The sequence below is a fragment of the Nocardia sp. NRRL WC-3656 genome, from assembly GCF_000720265.1.
GTDB classification, from domain to species: Bacteria; Actinomycetota; Actinomycetes; order Mycobacteriales; family Mycobacteriaceae; genus Nocardia; species Nocardia nova.
In genome coordinates, this window is record NZ_JOJF01000012.1 from 157191 (window position 1) to 173917 (window position 16727).

The following is a 16727-nucleotide window of genomic DNA, read 5'->3' on the forward strand; positions in this document are numbered from 1 at the left end:
GTAGCGGATTGCTATCGTCGATGACCGGCCCAGTCGTGCGCGAAAACTCAACCGAGAAGGGGCGTGATGTTCGGGCAGCTGCGATCGCGCAAACCCGTCGTGCCCGTCCGAACCCTGATTGCCGTTGCGGCAGTGGGGTTTTCCGCGACCGCCACCGCCCTCTTCGGTGGCCTACCGCACTCCGCCGCCCCCGGTCTCGCCGGCCGCGAGGACCAGTGGACCGCCGTGCACGACGGCCCTCAGCAATATTCGGACGTCCACCTGGACTCCGATGTGCCGATCCGGATGAGCGACGGGATCGTGCTGAAGGCCGACGTGTACCGGCCGGTCGACGCCTCCGGCGCGGTTGTCGCCCAGCCGCTGCCGACCATCGTCAATCTCACGCCCTACACCAAGCTGATGACCGATCTGGTCGGCTCGGCGGTGGAGAATCCCGCACTGCAGCCCCTGGTCATGTCCCTGGTGCGGCAGATCAACCTCTCCGGCACCCCGATCAGCAGCTTCGGCGATCTGCTGCACGCCCTCGACGGCGGCACCGTGCCGACCGTCCTCGGCCTGGACCGCAATCTGATTCGCAGCGGCTACACGCTGGTGGTCGCCGATGTGCGCGGCACCGGACAGTCCCAGGGCAATTGGGAGACCCTTGGCGCGCGGGAACAGCTCGATACCCGCGAGGTGATCGATTGGGCTGCGGCACAACCGTTCTCGAACGGCAAGGTGGCGATGAGCGGCGGCTCGTACGCGGCCATCAATCAGCTGCGAGCGGCGGAGGACGCCCCGGCGGCGCTGCGCGCCATCTTCCCGGTGGTGCCCGGCAGCGATCTCATGCGTGACGTGGTGGCGCCGGGCGGCGGTGTCGGCACCACCTTCCTGCCGATGTGGCTCCAAACGGTCAATCAGCTCAAGCTGATCCCCGATCTGAAGTCGATCCTCAACGGAACCTTCGACTGGAAATGGCTCAGCGCCCGGGTGGCGGATCCGGCCACCAATGTGGACCTGCTCGCCCAGGCCCTGTTGACGCCGTCGATGGACGATATGCCGCCCGCCCTCTCGGACGCACTGGACTCCGGTAGCGATTTCCGCCAGGCCCTGACGGGACATCCGGAACGAGTCACCGTGCCCACCTTCGTCTACGGCGGCTGGCACGACATCTTCGCCAACAGCGCCACCAAGATCTATCAGGCAATCCCGCTGTCGGCCGGGCGGAAACAACTCGTGGTCGGCGACACCTATCACGCCAATCCCGGTGCCGGCACCGGCGTACCCGGCGCCCCGCCGCGGCTCGAGGTGTTGCAGCGAGCGTGGTTCGACAAGTGGCTCAAGGACATCGACAACGGTATCGACAGCTACGGCCCCATCGTGCTGAAGGAGCAGGGCGGCGGCTGGGTGACGCTGCCGCAGTATCCGCAGCCGGGAGCCGACCACCGCCGGGTCTACCTGACCGCCGGGCCCAGCGGCACCACCGATGCGGCGGTGCACGACGGGTCGTTGAGCGCACAGCCGCCGGCCGAGGTCGCCACACTCACCGTGGCGCCGGGACTGGCGACCCTCTGCTCCCGGGACGCGGCCCAGGGTTCGGCCGGTTCCGCGGCGATGCTCGATGCCTGCGCCAAGGACTCCCGGGTAGCCGAACACGATGCGCTGACCTTCACCAGCGCCCCGGTTTCCGCGCCGACCGCCATCTCCGGGCCCATCGACATCCACCTCGAGACCGTGCAGGACGCCACCGACGGATTCTGGAGCGCCACCGTCAACGACGTCGCACCCGACGGCACCTCCACCGCACTGACCACCGGCCAGCTCACCGTCTCCATGCGCGCCGTCGACGATGCCCGCAGCAGCCGATCCGCCAACGGCGACTATACGATTCCGTTCCATCTCCTCACCGCCACGGCGCGGCAGCCGGTGACACCCGGCGAACCCGTGGGCCTCGACATCGCGGTGATCCCGACCCAGGCTCGGCTGCAGATCGGGCATCGGCTGCGGATCGACCTGTTCGCGGCCAATGCGCCCAAGGCCATGCCGTTCCGTCCGATGCTCAACGATTCCGAGCTCAAGCCCCAGCATCTGCGCCTGGATCCGAACGCACCGAGTTACGTCAATCTGCCCACCGATCGGCCCATCGGCTGAATCGCCCAGTGGTCGAACAGTTTTCGAGCCGCACCTGAGGTTCGGTACCGCCCGCCGGTTAACGTCGTGCAGTCGACGGTCGATAATGACCGCGAGAAGCCGGTGCGCACCGACGTCGCACCGCTCGGCGGGGAGGTGCGGCTGATGTCCGGAGAACAACCACAGGGCGCTGCTGGTCCGGTGGAATTCGCGACCGTGGGCCTGGGATGGGACCCCGCCCGCGGCCGGCGCTGGTTCGGCGCCCGCCGCACCGCGATCGACCTCAACGCGGCCGCCGTGCTGCTGGCCGGCGACGACCCGGTGGAGGTGGTCTATCACCAGCACCTGATCTCCGCCGACGGTGCGGTGCGACTGCTCGGCGACAGCGTCAACGGCGAGGACGAGGGCGACGACGAGATCATCACCCTCGACCTGACCCGGGTGCGCCCCGAGATCACCGGCGTCGTCGTGGTCGTCACCTGCTACAGCGGCCAGACCTTCGCCGAGGTCGAGAACGCGCGCTGCCGCGTCACCGCCGACGACGGCACCGTGCTCGCCGATCGCGACCTCGGCGCGGGCGGCGATACCGGCATGGTGGTGGGAGTTTTCCGCCGCGGGCGCCACGGCTGGGAATTCCGCGAGATCGCCGCCGGAATCGCCGCCGCACATCCCGTCGAGGCGCTACCCCACCTCGCCGGCCTGCTGCGCTGACGCGCTCAGTGGATCTGTCGCTCCGAATCGCCCCAATACTGTTTGCGCAGTTCGCGTTTGAGAATCTTGCCCGCACCGGAGACCGGCAGGGCGTCGACCAGCTCGATGGTGCGCGGGGTCTTGTAGCCGGCGATCGATTGCTTGGCGTGGTCGCGGATCTCCTCGACCGTGACCGTGGCGCCGGGATGGCACACGATCACCGCGTGCACCCGCTCGCCCCACTCCTCGTCCGGGACACCGATCACCGCACACGCCGCCACCGACGGATGTCCGGAGACGGCGTTCTCCACCTCGGCGGAGTACACGTTCTCGCCACCGCTGACGATCATGTCCTTCATCCGGTCGACGATGTAGACGTAACCCTCGTCGTCCATGTAGCCGCCGTCGCCGGTGTGCATCCAGCCGCCCCGCAGCGCCGCCGCGGTCTCCTCGGGCCGGTTCCAGTAACCGAGCATCACATGCCCGCCGCGGACCAGGATCTCGCCGACCGTGCCGCGCGGCACCTCGTTGTCCTCGGCATCGGCGATGCGCACCTCGGCGTGCGGGGCCGCGCGGCCCGCCGAACGCAACCGGCCGGCCAGGTGGTCCTCGGGGCCGAGAAGTGTTGCCACGGGCGACAATTCGGTCATTCCGTAGGCCTGGGCGAAGCGGGCCTGCGGGAACGCCCGCATAGCACGCTCGAGGACGGCCTGCGCGATCGGCGAGGCCCCGTAGACGATGCCGCGCACACTGGACAGATCGAAGTCGCGCACCCGCGGGTGGTCGACGATCATCTGGATCATCACCGGCACCAGCAGCGTATCCGTAACCTGATGATCGGCAATCGCTTTCATCACCGCGACCGGATCGAAGGCCGGAACCATCACCTGCGCGCCACCCATCATGATCTGGGTGACACAGCCGGCCAGATCGGCGAGGTGGAACATCGGGGCGGCGTGCAGATAGCGAGCGCCGGGTTGCGCCAGATATCCGGTGGACAGACTGCCCAGCCCCGAGATCTGTAGTCCTGCATGGCTGAGCACCACCCCCTTGGGGTGACCGGTGGTCCCGCCGGTATAGAAGATTCCGGCCGGTGCGTCACCGCCGCGGCGAGCATCCTCGACGGGGTCCGCGCCCGCGATCAGTTCCTCGTACGACAGCATGCCGTCGGGCGCGGGACCGTCACCGCAGTGGATCACGGTGCGCAGCACCGGCGCGGCCGCCCGCAGCGCGGGCACCATCGCGGCGAAGGTGTCGTCGACCAGCAGGACCGCCGTCTCGGAATCCTCCAGCGAATAAGCGATTTCCGCCGGACTCCAGCGAATGTTGACCGGATTGAGCGCTGCCCCGGCCCACGGCACGGCCAGCACGTACTCCAGATACCGATCACTGTTGAGCGCCAGAATCGCGACCCGATCACCCTCGCCCACACCCAGCTGCCGCAACGCCGCGGCGAGCCGCGCGACCCGGTCGGCGCCCTCGGCGAAGGTGCGAACACGATCGCCGCAGATCGACATGACCCCGTCGGGGTTCTGCTGAACGGCCCGGTGCAGGCCCTGAGTGAGATACATGCGCGTCCTTAATATCGGCCTTCGCTTCGCTCCGGCGGGGTCTCGGCCGGACGAATACCGTCGAGTGTCGTACACCACATCGCGAGCGACCATGGATTCCGTGTCGAAGTTCGGGGGCGGCGATTTGTTGGTTTCTCCAAATTCGCGTCGTATTCTCGGGCCTGTCATGAATGAGTCGTCCGAGTCCTCGAGTGCCCCGCGGCAACGCTTGCTGGCGCGGATGCGGGCCGAGCGCGACGCCCTCGCCGCCCGCATCGTCGACCGGGCCCGCGCCGAGATTCCGGATTACCGCACGATCGATGCGGCCGATCTGCTGCCGACGACGATGGCGATCATGGACCGGCTGTTCGCCTCCCTCGCCGGTACGGCCGATGTCGAATCGTCCGAAGGCACCCGGCTGACCGATTACGGCCGGATCCGCGCCACGCAGGCGGTGTCCATGGAGGCGCTGCTACGCGCCTGGCGCCTGGCCGAACGCCTGCATCTCGAGACGCTGAGCGCGGTGGCGGCCGAATGCGGCGCCGACGACGCGGTGCTGCTCGAGATCACCCGTGCTCTGCTCGAATTGGTCGACGATGCGACGGCCTCGTTCTCCGACGCCCACCACGAGGTCGAGCGCACCCGGGCCGGGCACGACCGCATCCAGCGCGCGGAATTCACGCGGGCCGTGCTGGCGGGCACGATTTCTGCCACCGAGCTGACATTGGGCATTCAGCGCTACGGCCTGCGCCCCGACGCCGACTATCGCGCCTTCCGCGCCCGCGCCGACGCGGCGCCGCCGACCGAATTCGACCGTCTGCTGCGACCCCAGGGCGCGGATTACGCCTTCCGCACCGTGATCGACGGCGACTATGCCGGGTTCACCGATCGCACGATCCACATTCCGGGTGCGGCACTGCTGGCGTTCGGACCACCGCGCCCGCTCGCCGAGGCCCCGCGGTCGTTTCGGCTGGCGGGCCGCGCCCTGGCCACGGCGGCGGCGCTCGGCCATACCGGGACCTGTGAATTCGACAGTCTCGGGCTGCTTCCGGGCGTCGCCGCCGATCCCGAACTCGGCGCCGAACTCGTGCGTCGCTATCTCGCGCCGCTGGGCAGCAGCGGATCGGCCGCGACGCTGATCGACACCGTGACGGCGTATCTCGATACCGGCATGCGCATCGAGGCGACCGCACAGCGACTGATCGTGCATCCCAACACGGTCCGCTATCGCATCGGCCGTTTCGAGGAGCTGACCGGGTGCGATCTGCGCCGGGCGCACACGGGTGCGCAGGTGTGGTGGGCGATTCAATACGACCGTCTGGTACGGCCTGGCGCAACGAATTTCGCGTCTGCGAATTAGTGAAGTTTCCCCCGAAATGCCGTGCGGTTGCTCCGGGGTGGCTTAGGCTCTGACTGCCTCGATAGCTCGGGGCTTGCAGAGCGGGTTGCCATGCCCACAGCGTCCCGCTGTCGCAACATCAGGTCAGGTGGGGGCTGCGTCCCCGACAGCCCCCATCGCCCCTGAACAACACCGTAGTGTGAAACATCGATAAGTCGAGGGACAGTATGCGCGGATTCCACGCCCCGTCGCCCGCCGAACGATTGCTGGCCGAGATCTACGAGGCCGGATACACCTCCGTCGATGACTTCATCGATCGGCTACGGTTTCGCCCGCGCCACGCCGCGCCGGAACCGGCCCGTCACGCCGCGGCGATCGACCCGTTCACCGACACCATCGAGCTGCAACTGGACATCCCCGATGCGGCGGATTCCCTTGCGGGCATGACACATTGGTATCCGGAGTTCGATGCGGACGTCGAGGTCGACCCCAGCGCCGACACCACGGAATTCCCCGTGGTGCAGCACATCTGGGTCGCCCCGGAACGCCACGCGAGCTGACCGGTCGCACCGGCCCAGCCCGCCGCTACATCTGCGGCAGCGAATCTCCCTGCACCAGTTCGATATCCAGCTCGATCTTCACCGTGGTGCCCACCGCGGCCACACCGGCGCGCACGACGGCGTTGTAGTCGATCGCGAAATCGTTGCGGTGCAAATGGGTCTCGGCATGGAATGCGGCGCGGACCCCGCCCCACGGATCGGGTCCCGACCCGCCGTAGGTCAGGTCCAGCTCCACCGGGCGGCGCTGACCGTGCAACTCCAGTTCACCGGGCATCACCCAGGTGTCGGCGCCGGTGCGCCGCAATCCGGTTCCGGTGAATCCGATCAGCGGGTAGCTCTCGACATCGAGGAAGTCGGCCGAGCGCAGATGGTCGTCGCGCATCCCGATTCCGGTGTCGATGCTGGCCGCCTTGATCTCGGCGAAACCCGTTGTCTGCTCGAAGTTCCGGGCCACGTCCAGCCGGCCGCCGACCTCGGCGAACCGCGCCTTGATACTCGCGATACCGAGGTGGCGGGCGGTGGCCACGACCGTGGAATGCACCGGGTCGATGGTCCACGGGCCGGGTGCCGGCGTGCCGAGGGAGTTCGCCTCCGACTGCAACGCCACCGCACCCAATTGCCCGCTGCCGGAAGCCGATATCCGCGCGATCTGCGCCACCGGCTGATAACCGGGGGCGGTCACCACCGCGGTGTGCATACCGGCGGGCAGCGGCTCGGTCGCCGCGGCCCCGGTTTCGTCGGCCACCGCACGGGCGAGCTGACGACCGTTCAGATCGGTCACGGTCAGCAGCGCACCCGGCACCGGCCAGCCATCGGAATTGCGAACCTGTGCGGTCAAACCGCTCATGACAGCTCCGTGTTCTGATCGACACCACTGGGCTCGACACCATTGTGCCGGACCCCGTTCCGTTCTCCGTTCGTCGCGGCACCGTTGGTGCCGGCGACTCCGGTGGGCCCGGCGACCGGGCGCTCGCCCTCGTCACCGTCGTCGTAACCCAGCCGGACATCGTGCTCGACCTCGCCGCCGCCGACGGCGACCCGGCTGGTCACCGGCGGATATCCGCGCGCGACCACCGTGTACTCACCCTCGCTGAGGTCGGTCAGTACATACTGCCCGTTCTCGTCGGTGCGAGTGGTCCCGATCGGGGTTCCGGAGCGATCCAGCACCGTGACCTCCGCGTCCGGCACCGCACCGCCATCGGCGAGCACGGTTCCGGTCAGCACCGCCATCGGCGAGAGCTCGATGTCGTGGTGCAGCAGGCCACTGTCGGGCACGACCAGCGCGGTCGCGCTCGGGCGCATGTGTTCGGCCACCGCGACCAGGGTGTAGGTCCCCGAGACCACACCGTGGCAGAGGTAGTTGCCGGACTCGTCGGTGACGGCCGCGCCCACCACTTCACCACGCAGATCGGTGAGGGTGACGGTCGCACCGGCCAGCGGCTGACCCGTCGCAGTGGTCCGGACCGTGCCCGACAGCTCGCCCGAACCCTGCAGGGTCAGGTCGAGGCGCTGAGTGCGGCCGTCGGCGGTGACATTGACCGCGGCGGGCTGGTGACCGTTCGCGGAGACGATCAGCACGTAGTTGCCCGCGCCGGGCGGCTCGATCGAGTAGCGCCCGCCGCTGTCGCCGGTCGAACGCGAAACCTGGTGTCCGCGTTGGTCGATCAGTGTCAGCGCGGCGCCCGCGACCGGTCGGCCGTCGGCCCGCTGCACCTGCCCGCCGATGGCGTGGCCGCTGCCGTGGGAGTTGACGACAGGAGTGTTTGTCATCGCCGAAACCTCCGCAATTCGATGTGATTCGTGCCCGTTGGCCGCGGCGTGCCGACCCGCCGCCGCGGCGGCGAGAACCGGTTCGGGCTCGGAGAGCGCCTGGGCGGCACCCTCCCACACCTGGTTCTCGGCCCATTCGGCTTCGGCCGCCTCGACCGGATCCTTCGGCGCCGGGGCGGGCGCCGAAGCATCCTGCAGCGGAATCTCTTTCATGAACATCATGACGATGCAGGCCAGCAGGGCCACGCCCGCCGCGGCGTAGAAGACGCCGTGCATCGAGTTGGTGAATCCGATCAGGATCGGATCCTTGATCTGCTGCGGCAGCGCGCCGATTCCGGCGGTGTTGGCCTGCAACTGGTTCAGCTTGCCGGCGTCCAGTCCGGGCGGCAGGTGACCGCCGAAGGCATCGGTGATCTTGTGCGGCAACAGATTGAACAGAATCGTCAGGAACACCGCGACGCCCAGCGTGCCGCCGACTTGCCGGAAGAAGGTCGCCGACGCCGTCGACACACCCATATCCGACCGCGGACCGGCATTCTGCGCCGCGATGATCAACGTCTGCATACAGCAGCCCAGGCCCAGACCGACCAGCGCGCCGATCGCGAGCACCTGCCACATCGCGCTGTCGAAGTGCAACTGGGCGTAGAGCAGCGCGCCCACGGTCACCAGGAAGGTGCCGACCACCGGCAGGATCTTGTAGCGGCCGGTGCGCTTGACGACCTGGCCGGAGATCATCGAGCCGATCATGATGCCCAGCACCAGGGGCAGCATCAGCAGACCCGCCTCGGTCGGTGAATAGCCGCGTACCACCTGGAGATACAGCGGAACCATGCTGATCGCGCCGAACATCGCGATACCGACGATGAAACCGCCGATCATCACCACCGAGAAAGTGGAGTTCTTGAACAGCCGCAGCGGAATCAGCGCGGAGTCCTTCATCAGGTACTCCACCCCGATGAACAGCACCAGGCCCACCGCGCCGACGGCGTAGCAGATCACCGAATCGCCGGAGCCCCAGCCCCAGGTGCGGCCCTGTTCGGCCACGATCAGCAACGGCACCACACAGATCGCCAGCGCGATCGCACCCCACCAGTCGACATTCAACTTCTGCCGCTGATGCGGGACGTTGAGCACCTTGGCCACGACCGCGAGCGCGACCACGCCGATCGGCACGTTCACCAGGAACACCCAGCGCCAGCCGTCGATACCCCACAACGTGTCGTAATCGGAGAACAGACCCCCGAGCACCGGGCCGAGCACGGTCGAAGTGCCGAAGACCATCATGAAATAGCCCTGGTAGCGGGCCCGTTCACGCGGCGGGACGATATCGCCCACGATGGTCATGGCCAGCGACATCAGGCCACCGGCGCCCAGACCCTGAAACGCCCGGAACGCAGCCAACTCGTACATCGACGTCGCGAACGTACACGCCGCCGACCCCACCACGAAAATACCGATCGCCAGCAAATAAAACGGCTTAATGTGTATATAAGCCCTAATTCGAATCGGCTGTTGCAGTGGATTTTTCGGCTGTGGATTCCTCGATGCCGCTGACGAGCAGCTCGAGGAGATCGGTCAATCTGGCCCGTTCGTCGGCGGGCCACTCGGCCATCACCTCGGCCAGCCAGCGGTTGCGGTTTCGACGGTTCTCCTCGAAAACCCGCACCCCCTCGGCGGTGGGCGCCAGCACGCAGGCCCGGCCGTCCACGGGGTCGGCCCGGCGTTCCACCAGGCCGTGTGCCACCAGCGATCGAGTCTGCCTGCTGATGGTCGATGTTTCGGTATGCAGGGTGTCCGCCAGCTTCCCCGTCCGCTGCGGACCGTCGTGGACCAGGCAGAACAGTACAGAATAGGCCGATCGCTCCAGACCGTCCGGACCGTACTTGGCTATGTGCGATTTGGTTCTGCCGATCGCCCGCATCAACCGGATCAGCTGGCCGCCGAGTCGATCGGCCACATCCTGTTCGGTGACGCCGGCGCTGTGTTCGATGCCGTGTTCGCCAGGGCCTACATGGTTACGCAAGCTACCGCCTTCGGCCCGCGTGCTCACACGGGGATCACGGGCATCGACGACCATGACCGAGCTTCCTTCTCCCCACGACGCATTTGATTAGCATGTACAACTAGTTGCTGAGGCCAACTATACATACGTTCGGAACCCACTCGCACGTACCCCGGCCCACACCCGGGAACGCCGGACCGGACACGCCGAGCGCAATCCGGACATCCCGGGATTACCGATGGTTTGCTCGAACTGTCGCATTTCCGACTCTGATCGATCGGCAAGTCGACGCGGAAGGACCGAGCTGACCATGTCTGCGCCAATCGAGCCCGCCCGAATTCCGGCCCAGCCGACAAATCAGACCCCGAACACCGCGGATTCCGCAACGCATTTTCCGGCCGCCTTCGCAGCGCCGATCGACTCGGCAACCTCGCCGCCATCTTTCGACCCCACTCGGACCGCAGGCCAAATTGTGACCGAGACGACACCGGCGCCTCAGCTTCGCCGCGCCGCTCTCGCCGCATTCTGCGCGCTGTGGCTGGTCGGCGCCCCGGTGGCCCTCGCCGCGACGGCCGGCGCCGACTGCGGGCCCGCGTGCGCCGACACCTCCGGATCGGCATCCGGTTCGGCCTCGGGTTCGGCGGGATCCTCCGGTTCCGCCACCGCGGGTCTGCTGCTGGGCCTGCCGATGAAGACGGTCGCCCTGACGATCGTCCCGGCTCCGCAGTTCCCGTCGTTCGACAACGTGATCACGCACGAGAGCAGCTGGAATCCGTTCGCGGTCAATCCGGAATCGGGCGCCTACGGTCTCGGGCAGGCGTTGCCGCCGGAGCGGATGGCCTCGCACGGGGTGGACTGGATGATCAACCCGGTGACCCAGATCCGCTGGACCTACGACTACATGGTCGAGCGGTACGGCAGCCCCGACGGAGCCTGGGCGTTCTGGCAGTCCCACCACTGGTACTAGCTCTCGATTGTCGCCGGACCACTTCAACTGTCACAATCGAAGGCAGGGTTGCGAGCACTCTGAATGCTGTAACCCGCGAGGTCATACCCCCCGCGGGTGTCGAATTGACGAAAGGCATCGGCATGTTCGTGCGAGTTTTCGCCCTGTCGTTCCTGGTTGCCGCGGCGTCTCTAGTCGTCGCGCTGCTGTACGGCGGGCCGGAGGCCGTGGTGCTGGTCGCGGCCCTCGGCGTTCTCGAGGTATCACTGTCGTTCGACAACGCGGTGGTCAATGCCAGTGTCCTGCAGCGGATGAGCGCGTTCTGGCAGCGCATCTTCCTGACCGTGGGCATGGTGATCGCGGTCTTCGGTATGCGCCTGGTGTTCCCACTGGTGGTGGTCGCGATCGGGGCGCATCTGGACCCGATCGAGGCGCTGCGGCTGGCGATGAACCCTCCCGCCGGCGGCGCGCCGTTCTTCCCGGACGGCCGGCCCAGTTACGAGACGCTGCTCAACGACGCCAATCCGAAGATCGCCGCCTTCGGCGGCATGTTCCTGCTGCTGCTGTTCCTGAACTACATCTGCACCCAGCGTGAGGTCACCTGGCTGAGCTGGCTGGAGCGACCGCTGGCGCGGATCGGGCGGTTCTCGATGTTCACGGTGGTGATCGCGCTGATCGCGTTGGTGCTCACCGCCGGTGTGCTCGCCCCCAACAACAAGGCCGACGTCGTCATGGTCTCCGGCGCTCTGGGCATGGCCACCTACTTCCTCGTCGACGGTCTCGGCGCGCATTTCGAGAACGAGCAGCCCGGCCAGGGCCCCTCGCGCGCCGCCGTTCTGACCGGGCGCGCCGCCTTCTTCGGCTTCATCTATCTGGAAGTGCTGGACGCCTCGTTCTCCTTCGACGGCGTGATCGGCGCCTTCGCCATCAGTGCGGATCCGATCGTCATCGCCTTGGGACTGGGTCTGATCGGCGCCATGTTCGTCCGTTCGATCACCGTCTACCTGGTCCGGCGCGGCACCTTGGCCGAGTACATCTACCTCGAACACGGTGCGCACTGGGCGATCGGCGCGCTCGCGGCGATCCTGCTGGTCTCCACCGGCCACCATCTGAACGAGGTGGTCACCGGCCTGCTGGGAGTGGGGATCATCGCCGCGGCCTACCTCAGCAGCATCGTCCACAACCGGCGCCACCCGGCGCCCGCCGCCACCGAGACCGAGCTGGAGCATCTGTCCCTCGGCGGGGACGAACTGACGCTGCGCGGCGACACCGGCAAGCTGTCCAGCCTCGACGCCGGGTTCCCCATCGATCGGGTCACGCTGCCCGGCGACGCGCTGCCGCCGCGGGACAAGCTGAATACCGAAGCGTTCTGACGACTACTGCGCGAGTTCGCTGTCGACCCCGGTCGTATTCTCGGAGCATGAGGTCGCGGCCGCTGACACTGATCCAGGACGAACTCGTCGACTACGACAAGGCCATGGAGCGCATGGCCGAACTGGTGGAACAGCGCCAGCGCGATGAACGACCGGATACGTTGTGGCTGCTGAGCCACCCGCAGGTCTATACGATCGGGCGCCGGACGCCGAGTGCGCATCTCCCTGACCCCGACCACGGGATTCCGGTGGTCGAGACCACCCGCGGCGGGCAGCTCACCTATCACGGCCCGGGACAGCTGGTCGGATATCTCGTGGTGAAACTCGGGGACGGCGAGGGCGTGGTGGACTACATCCGCGAGGTCGAGCACCGCCTGGTCGCCGCACTCGACCGGCTGGGCATCCGGGCGCAACGCCGCGACACCCCGCCGGGTTCGGAGCTGCTCACCGGCGTGTGGACCGTCGAGACCGGCCGCAAGATCGTCTCCATCGGCATGCGGCAGAGCCGCGGCGTCACCAGTCACGGATTCGCGCTGAACGTCGACGGCGATCTGGAGCCATGGCAGTGGGCCGTCGCCTGCGGACTGCCCGATGTGGATATGACGTCGGTGCGGCGCGAACAGCCGGGCGCGCGAATGGATCAGGTCCGGCCGATCGTGGCGGAGGCGTTCGAGGCCGTCTGAGCCTCCGGCAGCCCGGAGTCCGCCAGTCGCAGTATCGACGCGGTTACCGCCGCGCTGTAGGCCCGGCTGGCCGGGGCCGGTCGGCGCGCCGGATAGTTCGAGCGGTGGGTCACCACGACGCCGTTGCCCAGCACCACGGTCGCGTCGGTGACGGTCGCCGCGCAGTTGCCACCGGCCTTGGCGGTCAGGTCGACCACGACCGCACCGTCCCCGAGCGCGTCGAGTGCGGTCCGGTCGACCAGCAGCGGCGCCCGTTGTCCACGGCGCACCGCGGCGCAGAAGACCAGATCCGGTTTGTCCGCGCGGATCCGCTCCAGGACCCAGGCGGCGTCGACCTCACCGGACCAGTGAAAAACATTGGGGCCCTGCGCATCCAGGGCCTGCCGCAGTTCGGGCCGGCGCCCCAGCACCACCGGCGGTTCGGCCCCGCAGGCGGCTGCCGCCGCGACGGCGGACAGTCCCGCCTGGCCGCACCCCAGGATCAGTGAGCGGATCGGCCGGTGCACGGTGCGCGGCACCAGCCGCCGGCCCGCGAGATAGGCCACGCTGCCGGCGATCCGGCTCATCGCCGAGAGCGCGTCCAGATCACCGGACTCGTGCGAAAAGAGTTCGAACGCAATCGATTCCACGCCCAATTCACGCAGCTCGGCGATCTGCGGGGCTCGCCGCAGCGGGTCCTGGAAGCCGATCAGCGTGAGGTGCGGCCGTCGCGACATCGTGCGCAGGTCGTGGGTCGTCGGCTTCACCCACGCCAGCACATCGCAGGCCGCGACCACGGTGACCGGATCCACCGCGACGGCAGCCCCCGCGGACCGGTAGGCCGCGTCGCCGAAGCCCGCCGCCCGCCCGGCATTCGCCTCCACGACGACTCGCATCCCCGCCGCGGTCAGGCATCGCACACCGTCCGGTGTCAGCGCCACCCGCCGTTCCCGGGCGGCGGTTTCGCGCAGCACGCCGACGATCACGCCGGTGGCTCCGCGATACCGCGCCGACGCAGGATGTCGCGGTAGGTGGCACCACCAGCGAGGTCGGCGACGAGCCCGCCGAGCCGATCGAACAGTTCGTCGATCAACTCCCGGGACTCGGTGCCGGGGCCGTGCCGGGGCGCGAGGACGTTGAGCCGCACACCCCGCCGCGGTGATCCGGTGCGGCCCAGCGCGACGCTGTCGATTCCCGCGCCGGCCAGCAGCAGATCCTCCAATGCGGCGCTGTCGCCCACCCCGGCCGCGTCCAAGAGGGCGGAATCGGCGACCACGGACAGGAACATGCTGGCCCCGGACCCCAACGGCCGCAGTGTGTTCGATCCGAATTCGGCGTTGATCGCCGCGATCCGCTCCAAGGCGGTGTCGAACTGTTCGCGCACCAGCTTGCGGTTGTGCTCGAAATACGCGTCGGGCGTATGGTCCAGCACCGCACGCACCAGATGCGTACTCTCACGCTGAAAAGCGATCGTGAGTCGCGCCCGGATACGCTCCAGCCACCGCGAGTCCCCGGAGCAGGCCGCGCCGAGCTTGCACGGGCCGAAGGCGTTGTAGCCCTTGGAATTACCGGTGACGGTCACCATCCGGTCGTACAGCCGGACCGGGCCCTGCGCGGTCGGCACCTCCAGCGCGGCGAGCGGAATGTGCCCGCCGACGATCCGGTCGAAGGCCATATCGCAGACCACCGGAACATCGGCGGCGACCAGAACCGCCGCCAGTTCGCGCAATTCGTCCGAGGAGTACCGCGTGACGACGGGATTGCCCGGCAGCGTGAGCAGCACCGCACAGACGGCGTCACCGTGCCGTTCCAGTTCGCGGGACAGTGCCATCGGATCGATCCGGAACGAGTCGTCCGGCGTCGCCTCCGGAACCACCACTCGTACATCGAATTTCGCGATGTGGGTGGCGAAGTTCTTGTAGAAGCCCTCGGGACAGACGATCACGCCGCCGGGCCGCACCACCGTGGCGATCACCTCCTCGAGCATCAGCATGCTCGAATACGGGCAGACGACAACCTCTTCGGGACGGACCCGGACGCCGGCCACTCCGTCGGCGGGGCGGTGCAGCCGGTCGAACAGGTGGGCGGCGGCCGACTCCCGCAACTCCAGCGGTTGCCGCTTGTCGTAGTCCGGCAGGCCCCGGCGCCGGATCCGATGGGGCGCCAGATCGTTCCACGCCCGCCGCAGGGCGCGCGCCGCCGCCGGATCGATCTCGAATCCGGTCTCGCCGTGATACGCGTCCAGCACACCGTGGTACCGGCGACCGGATCGGCCGAGAAACGGCACGGTCTCCGGCAGCTGCCGGCGCAGTTCCTTCTTGCGCTCCTCCGAACGCAGAATCAGCGCGGCGGCGGCGCGCTCGGCATGCCCGGGGCCGGTCGTCACAGCCGCCCTGTTTCCAGCGGCGCCTGGCCCGGCGTCGGGATTTCGTTCCACGCTCGAACGAGCGTCTCGCGGAACAGCTCCCGTCCCTCGCCGTCACCCAGACGCTCGAATCGGGCCAGTCGGGGATCGGCCAGCAGATCGTTGACCACGATCGCCGAACCGATGCGCCGCAGGTCGTAGAGCTTCTCGAAGCGCCGGACCGCGAATGCCACATCATGTTTGAGCACCGAGAAACGCGTCGCGACCCGGGTCTGCCGCGAATAGTCATATTCCCCTACGCAGACGTATCGGTCGTCGACGACGAGCATGCTCTGCGCGTTGCGCGCGTGCTCACGCTTGACCAGCACACTCTCGACACCGGAGCGCGCCTGCCACCACAACTTGTCGTCGTAGGGCCACACATCTTCGATGCGATCCAGAACGTACATGCGCCGCACCGTGACTCGCGGCTCGTGCACCGAATCGGCGAGGCGCACGATCGCGGCGTGGTAGTCGTCGCCGACGTCACCACCGATGGTGCCCAGGTCGGCGGTGTGTATCGCGCGAACGGACTGCTCGGCCTGCTCCAGAATGGTCAGCCAGTCGTTGACCGTATTCCACTCCCACACCGTCGCACTGCGCGAAGGTATCTGCGCCAGCAGCTCTTCCGCGCGTTCGAGCTGGCGGGCGGCGATGAGGCGCAGTGGCTCCACCTCCTCGCGCGCACCCCGGGCGTCGAGCACGGTCTGGGCGATCGTCAGCACCCGATCCACCACCGCGGGATCCTTGCCGAGGAGCACGTTGAAACGCATCCGCAGGTCGTAATGCCCGCCGGGTTCGGACGAGCCGGCGACGCCGTCCATCGGAAGTTCCTGCCCCAGCGCCGAACTCAAACGTTCCCGCAGCGGCAGCGGCGGCACCCGGGTGCCGTTCTCGATCTGCTGTACGAGGCTGCGTGAACAGTCCGCCTGTTTGGCCAGCGCGGCCTGGGTGAGACCGGACTCGATACGGAGCCGGCGCACCAGTTCGCCGATCCGTTCGCCACCGTCTGGGTCAGATTGTGTCACGATGCGGAATTCTAATCACATGTGGCCCATTGCATCATCAGCTAAACATCAATTTTTCATTACTCCGATGAACGCACCTCGAACACCGCTCGTCGATAACTCGAATGCGCTGGGCCCGCTGCGGATTCTGCCACAAGGCGCCCGAACTCCTTCCGCGAAGCCAACTTTCACCCCTTCATACCCACCACTGGTAATCAATGCGGATATTCGCTGGGCATATCTGATTCAAGATGGGCATTGAGGTCCCGAAGATATCTCAGATAAGCACAGATGCTTAGTTGACAGCCCCGGAAA

Annotated in this window: 14 protein-coding genes; 7 read left to right on the forward strand and 7 right to left on the reverse strand. The window is 67.6% G+C overall.

Going from position 1 to position 16727, the window contains the following annotated elements; translation table 11 throughout:
• Positions 1 to 66 precede the first annotated feature (66 nt).
• Together IG65_RS0117740 and IG65_RS0117745 are read left to right on the forward strand one after the other, a co-directional pair.
• Positions 67 to 2130 carry a CocE/NonD family hydrolase gene (locus IG65_RS0117740; protein ID WP_030516040.1) on the forward strand — a complete coding sequence of 688 codons (2064 nt, stop codon included), beginning with the start codon at positions 67 to 69 and terminating at the stop codon, positions 2128 to 2130.
• Between the two features lie 144 nt (positions 2131 to 2274).
• Positions 2275 to 2820, forward strand: a complete 546-nt coding sequence (locus tag IG65_RS0117745) for a TerD family protein (protein WP_030516041.1) — start codon at positions 2275 to 2277, stop codon at positions 2818 to 2820.
• Positions 2821 to 2825: 5 nt separating this feature from the next.
• Here the strand turns inward: IG65_RS0117745 and IG65_RS0117750 are convergent, their stop codons facing one another.
• On the reverse strand, positions 2826 to 4370 hold the full coding sequence (locus IG65_RS0117750) for a long-chain-fatty-acid--CoA ligase (RefSeq protein WP_030516042.1): 1545 nt from the start codon (positions 4368 to 4370) through the stop codon (positions 2826 to 2828).
• A 166-nt stretch (positions 4371 to 4536) separates the two neighbouring features.
• On the opposite strand from IG65_RS0117750, the gene IG65_RS0117755 reads away from it, so the two are divergent.
• Positions 4537 to 5709: a CdaR family transcriptional regulator gene (locus IG65_RS0117755; protein WP_051756354.1), complete on the forward strand. Its 1173-nt coding sequence runs from the start codon at positions 4537 to 4539 to the stop codon at positions 5707 to 5709.
• Positions 5710 to 5915: 206 nt separating this feature from the next.
• Positions 5916 to 6248 (forward strand): hypothetical protein, encoded by a 333-nt coding sequence (locus IG65_RS0117760; RefSeq protein ID WP_030516044.1) that lies wholly within the window; start codon positions 5916 to 5918, stop codon positions 6246 to 6248.
• Positions 6249 to 6273: 25 nt separating this feature from the next.
• Here IG65_RS0117760 and IG65_RS0117765 read toward each other — a convergent pair whose 3' ends face one another.
• The 3 genes from IG65_RS0117765 to IG65_RS0117775 are packed head-to-tail and all read right to left on the reverse strand — an operon-like array spanning position 6274 to position 10041.
• The gene (locus tag IG65_RS0117765; RefSeq protein WP_030516045.1) at positions 6274 to 7095 is read right to left on the reverse strand and encodes a YceI family protein; all 822 of its coding nucleotides are present in this window, start codon (positions 7093 to 7095) and stop codon (positions 6274 to 6276) included.
• Positions 7092 to 9485 carry an MFS transporter gene (locus IG65_RS0117770; RefSeq protein WP_255359465.1) on the reverse strand — a complete coding sequence of 798 codons (2394 nt, stop codon included), beginning with the start codon at positions 9483 to 9485 and terminating at the stop codon, positions 7092 to 7094. Before IG65_RS0117770 ends, IG65_RS0117765 begins: the two co-directional genes overlap by 4 nt.
• Before the next feature lie 28 nt (positions 9486 to 9513).
• A complete protein-coding gene (locus IG65_RS0117775; RefSeq protein ID WP_227462665.1) occupies positions 9514 to 10041 on the reverse strand; it encodes a MarR family winged helix-turn-helix transcriptional regulator in 528 nt (175 codons plus the stop codon).
• Positions 10042 to 10492: 451 nt separating this feature from the next.
• Between IG65_RS0117775 and IG65_RS39135 the strand changes: the two genes are divergently transcribed.
• From IG65_RS39135 to lipB, 3 genes are all read left to right on the forward strand, one after another.
• A complete protein-coding gene (locus tag IG65_RS39135; protein WP_051756357.1) occupies positions 10493 to 10987 on the forward strand; it encodes a transglycosylase SLT domain-containing protein in 495 nt (164 codons plus the stop codon).
• 122 nt (positions 10988 to 11109) lie between these two features.
• Positions 11110 to 12339, forward strand: coding sequence for a DUF475 domain-containing protein (locus IG65_RS0117785; protein ID WP_081879556.1), 1230 nt, complete (start codon positions 11110 to 11112; stop codon positions 12337 to 12339).
• 47 nt (positions 12340 to 12386) lie between these two features.
• Positions 12387 to 13022: a lipoyl(octanoyl) transferase LipB gene (gene lipB, locus IG65_RS0117790; RefSeq protein WP_030516050.1), complete on the forward strand. Its 636-nt coding sequence runs from the start codon at positions 12387 to 12389 to the stop codon at positions 13020 to 13022.
• Here the strand turns inward: lipB and IG65_RS0117795 are convergent.
• The 3 genes from IG65_RS0117795 to IG65_RS34815 are packed head-to-tail and all read right to left on the reverse strand — an operon-like array spanning position 12980 to position 16433.
• The gene (locus tag IG65_RS0117795; protein ID WP_030516051.1) at positions 12980 to 13987 is read right to left on the reverse strand and encodes a hypothetical protein; all 1008 of its coding nucleotides are present in this window, start codon (positions 13985 to 13987) and stop codon (positions 12980 to 12982) included. The two genes, lipB and IG65_RS0117795, sit on opposite strands and share 43 nt — an antisense overlap.
• Positions 13984 to 15387: an aminotransferase class I/II-fold pyridoxal phosphate-dependent enzyme gene (locus tag IG65_RS0117800; protein ID WP_030516052.1), complete on the reverse strand. Its 1404-nt coding sequence runs from the start codon at positions 15385 to 15387 to the stop codon at positions 13984 to 13986. Before IG65_RS0117800 ends, IG65_RS0117795 begins: the two co-directional genes overlap by 4 nt.
• Positions 15384 to 16433 carry a helix-turn-helix transcriptional regulator gene (locus IG65_RS34815; protein ID WP_036524955.1) on the reverse strand — a complete coding sequence of 350 codons (1050 nt, stop codon included), beginning with the start codon at positions 16431 to 16433 and terminating at the stop codon, positions 15384 to 15386. The genes IG65_RS0117800 and IG65_RS34815 overlap by 4 nt, the downstream gene beginning before the upstream one ends.
• Positions 16434 to 16727: the final 294 nt, after the last annotated feature.

What these genes read in the sequence shown, in the direction of transcription:
- IG65_RS0117785 (WP_081879556.1), top strand. Translation starts at nt 11,110, where the DNA reads ATGTTCGTGCGAGTTTTCGCCCTGTCGTTCCTGGTTGCCGCGGCGTCT.
- IG65_RS0117765 (WP_030516045.1), bottom strand. Translation starts at nt 7,095, where the DNA reads ATGAGCGGTTTGACCGCACAGGTTCGCAATTCCGATGGCTGGCCGGTG.
- lipB (WP_030516050.1), top strand. Translation starts at nt 12,387, where the DNA reads ATGAGGTCGCGGCCGCTGACACTGATCCAGGACGAACTCGTCGACTAC.
- IG65_RS0117755 (WP_051756354.1), top strand. Translation starts at nt 4,537, where the DNA reads ATGAATGAGTCGTCCGAGTCCTCGAGTGCCCCGCGGCAACGCTTGCTG.
- IG65_RS0117760 (WP_030516044.1), top strand. Translation starts at nt 5,916, where the DNA reads ATGCGCGGATTCCACGCCCCGTCGCCCGCCGAACGATTGCTGGCCGAG.
- IG65_RS0117750 (WP_030516042.1), bottom strand. Translation starts at nt 4,370, where the DNA reads ATGTATCTCACTCAGGGCCTGCACCGGGCCGTTCAGCAGAACCCCGAC.
- IG65_RS0117740 (WP_030516040.1), top strand. Translation starts at nt 67, where the DNA reads ATGTTCGGGCAGCTGCGATCGCGCAAACCCGTCGTGCCCGTCCGAACC.
- IG65_RS0117745 (WP_030516041.1), top strand. Translation starts at nt 2,275, where the DNA reads ATGTCCGGAGAACAACCACAGGGCGCTGCTGGTCCGGTGGAATTCGCG.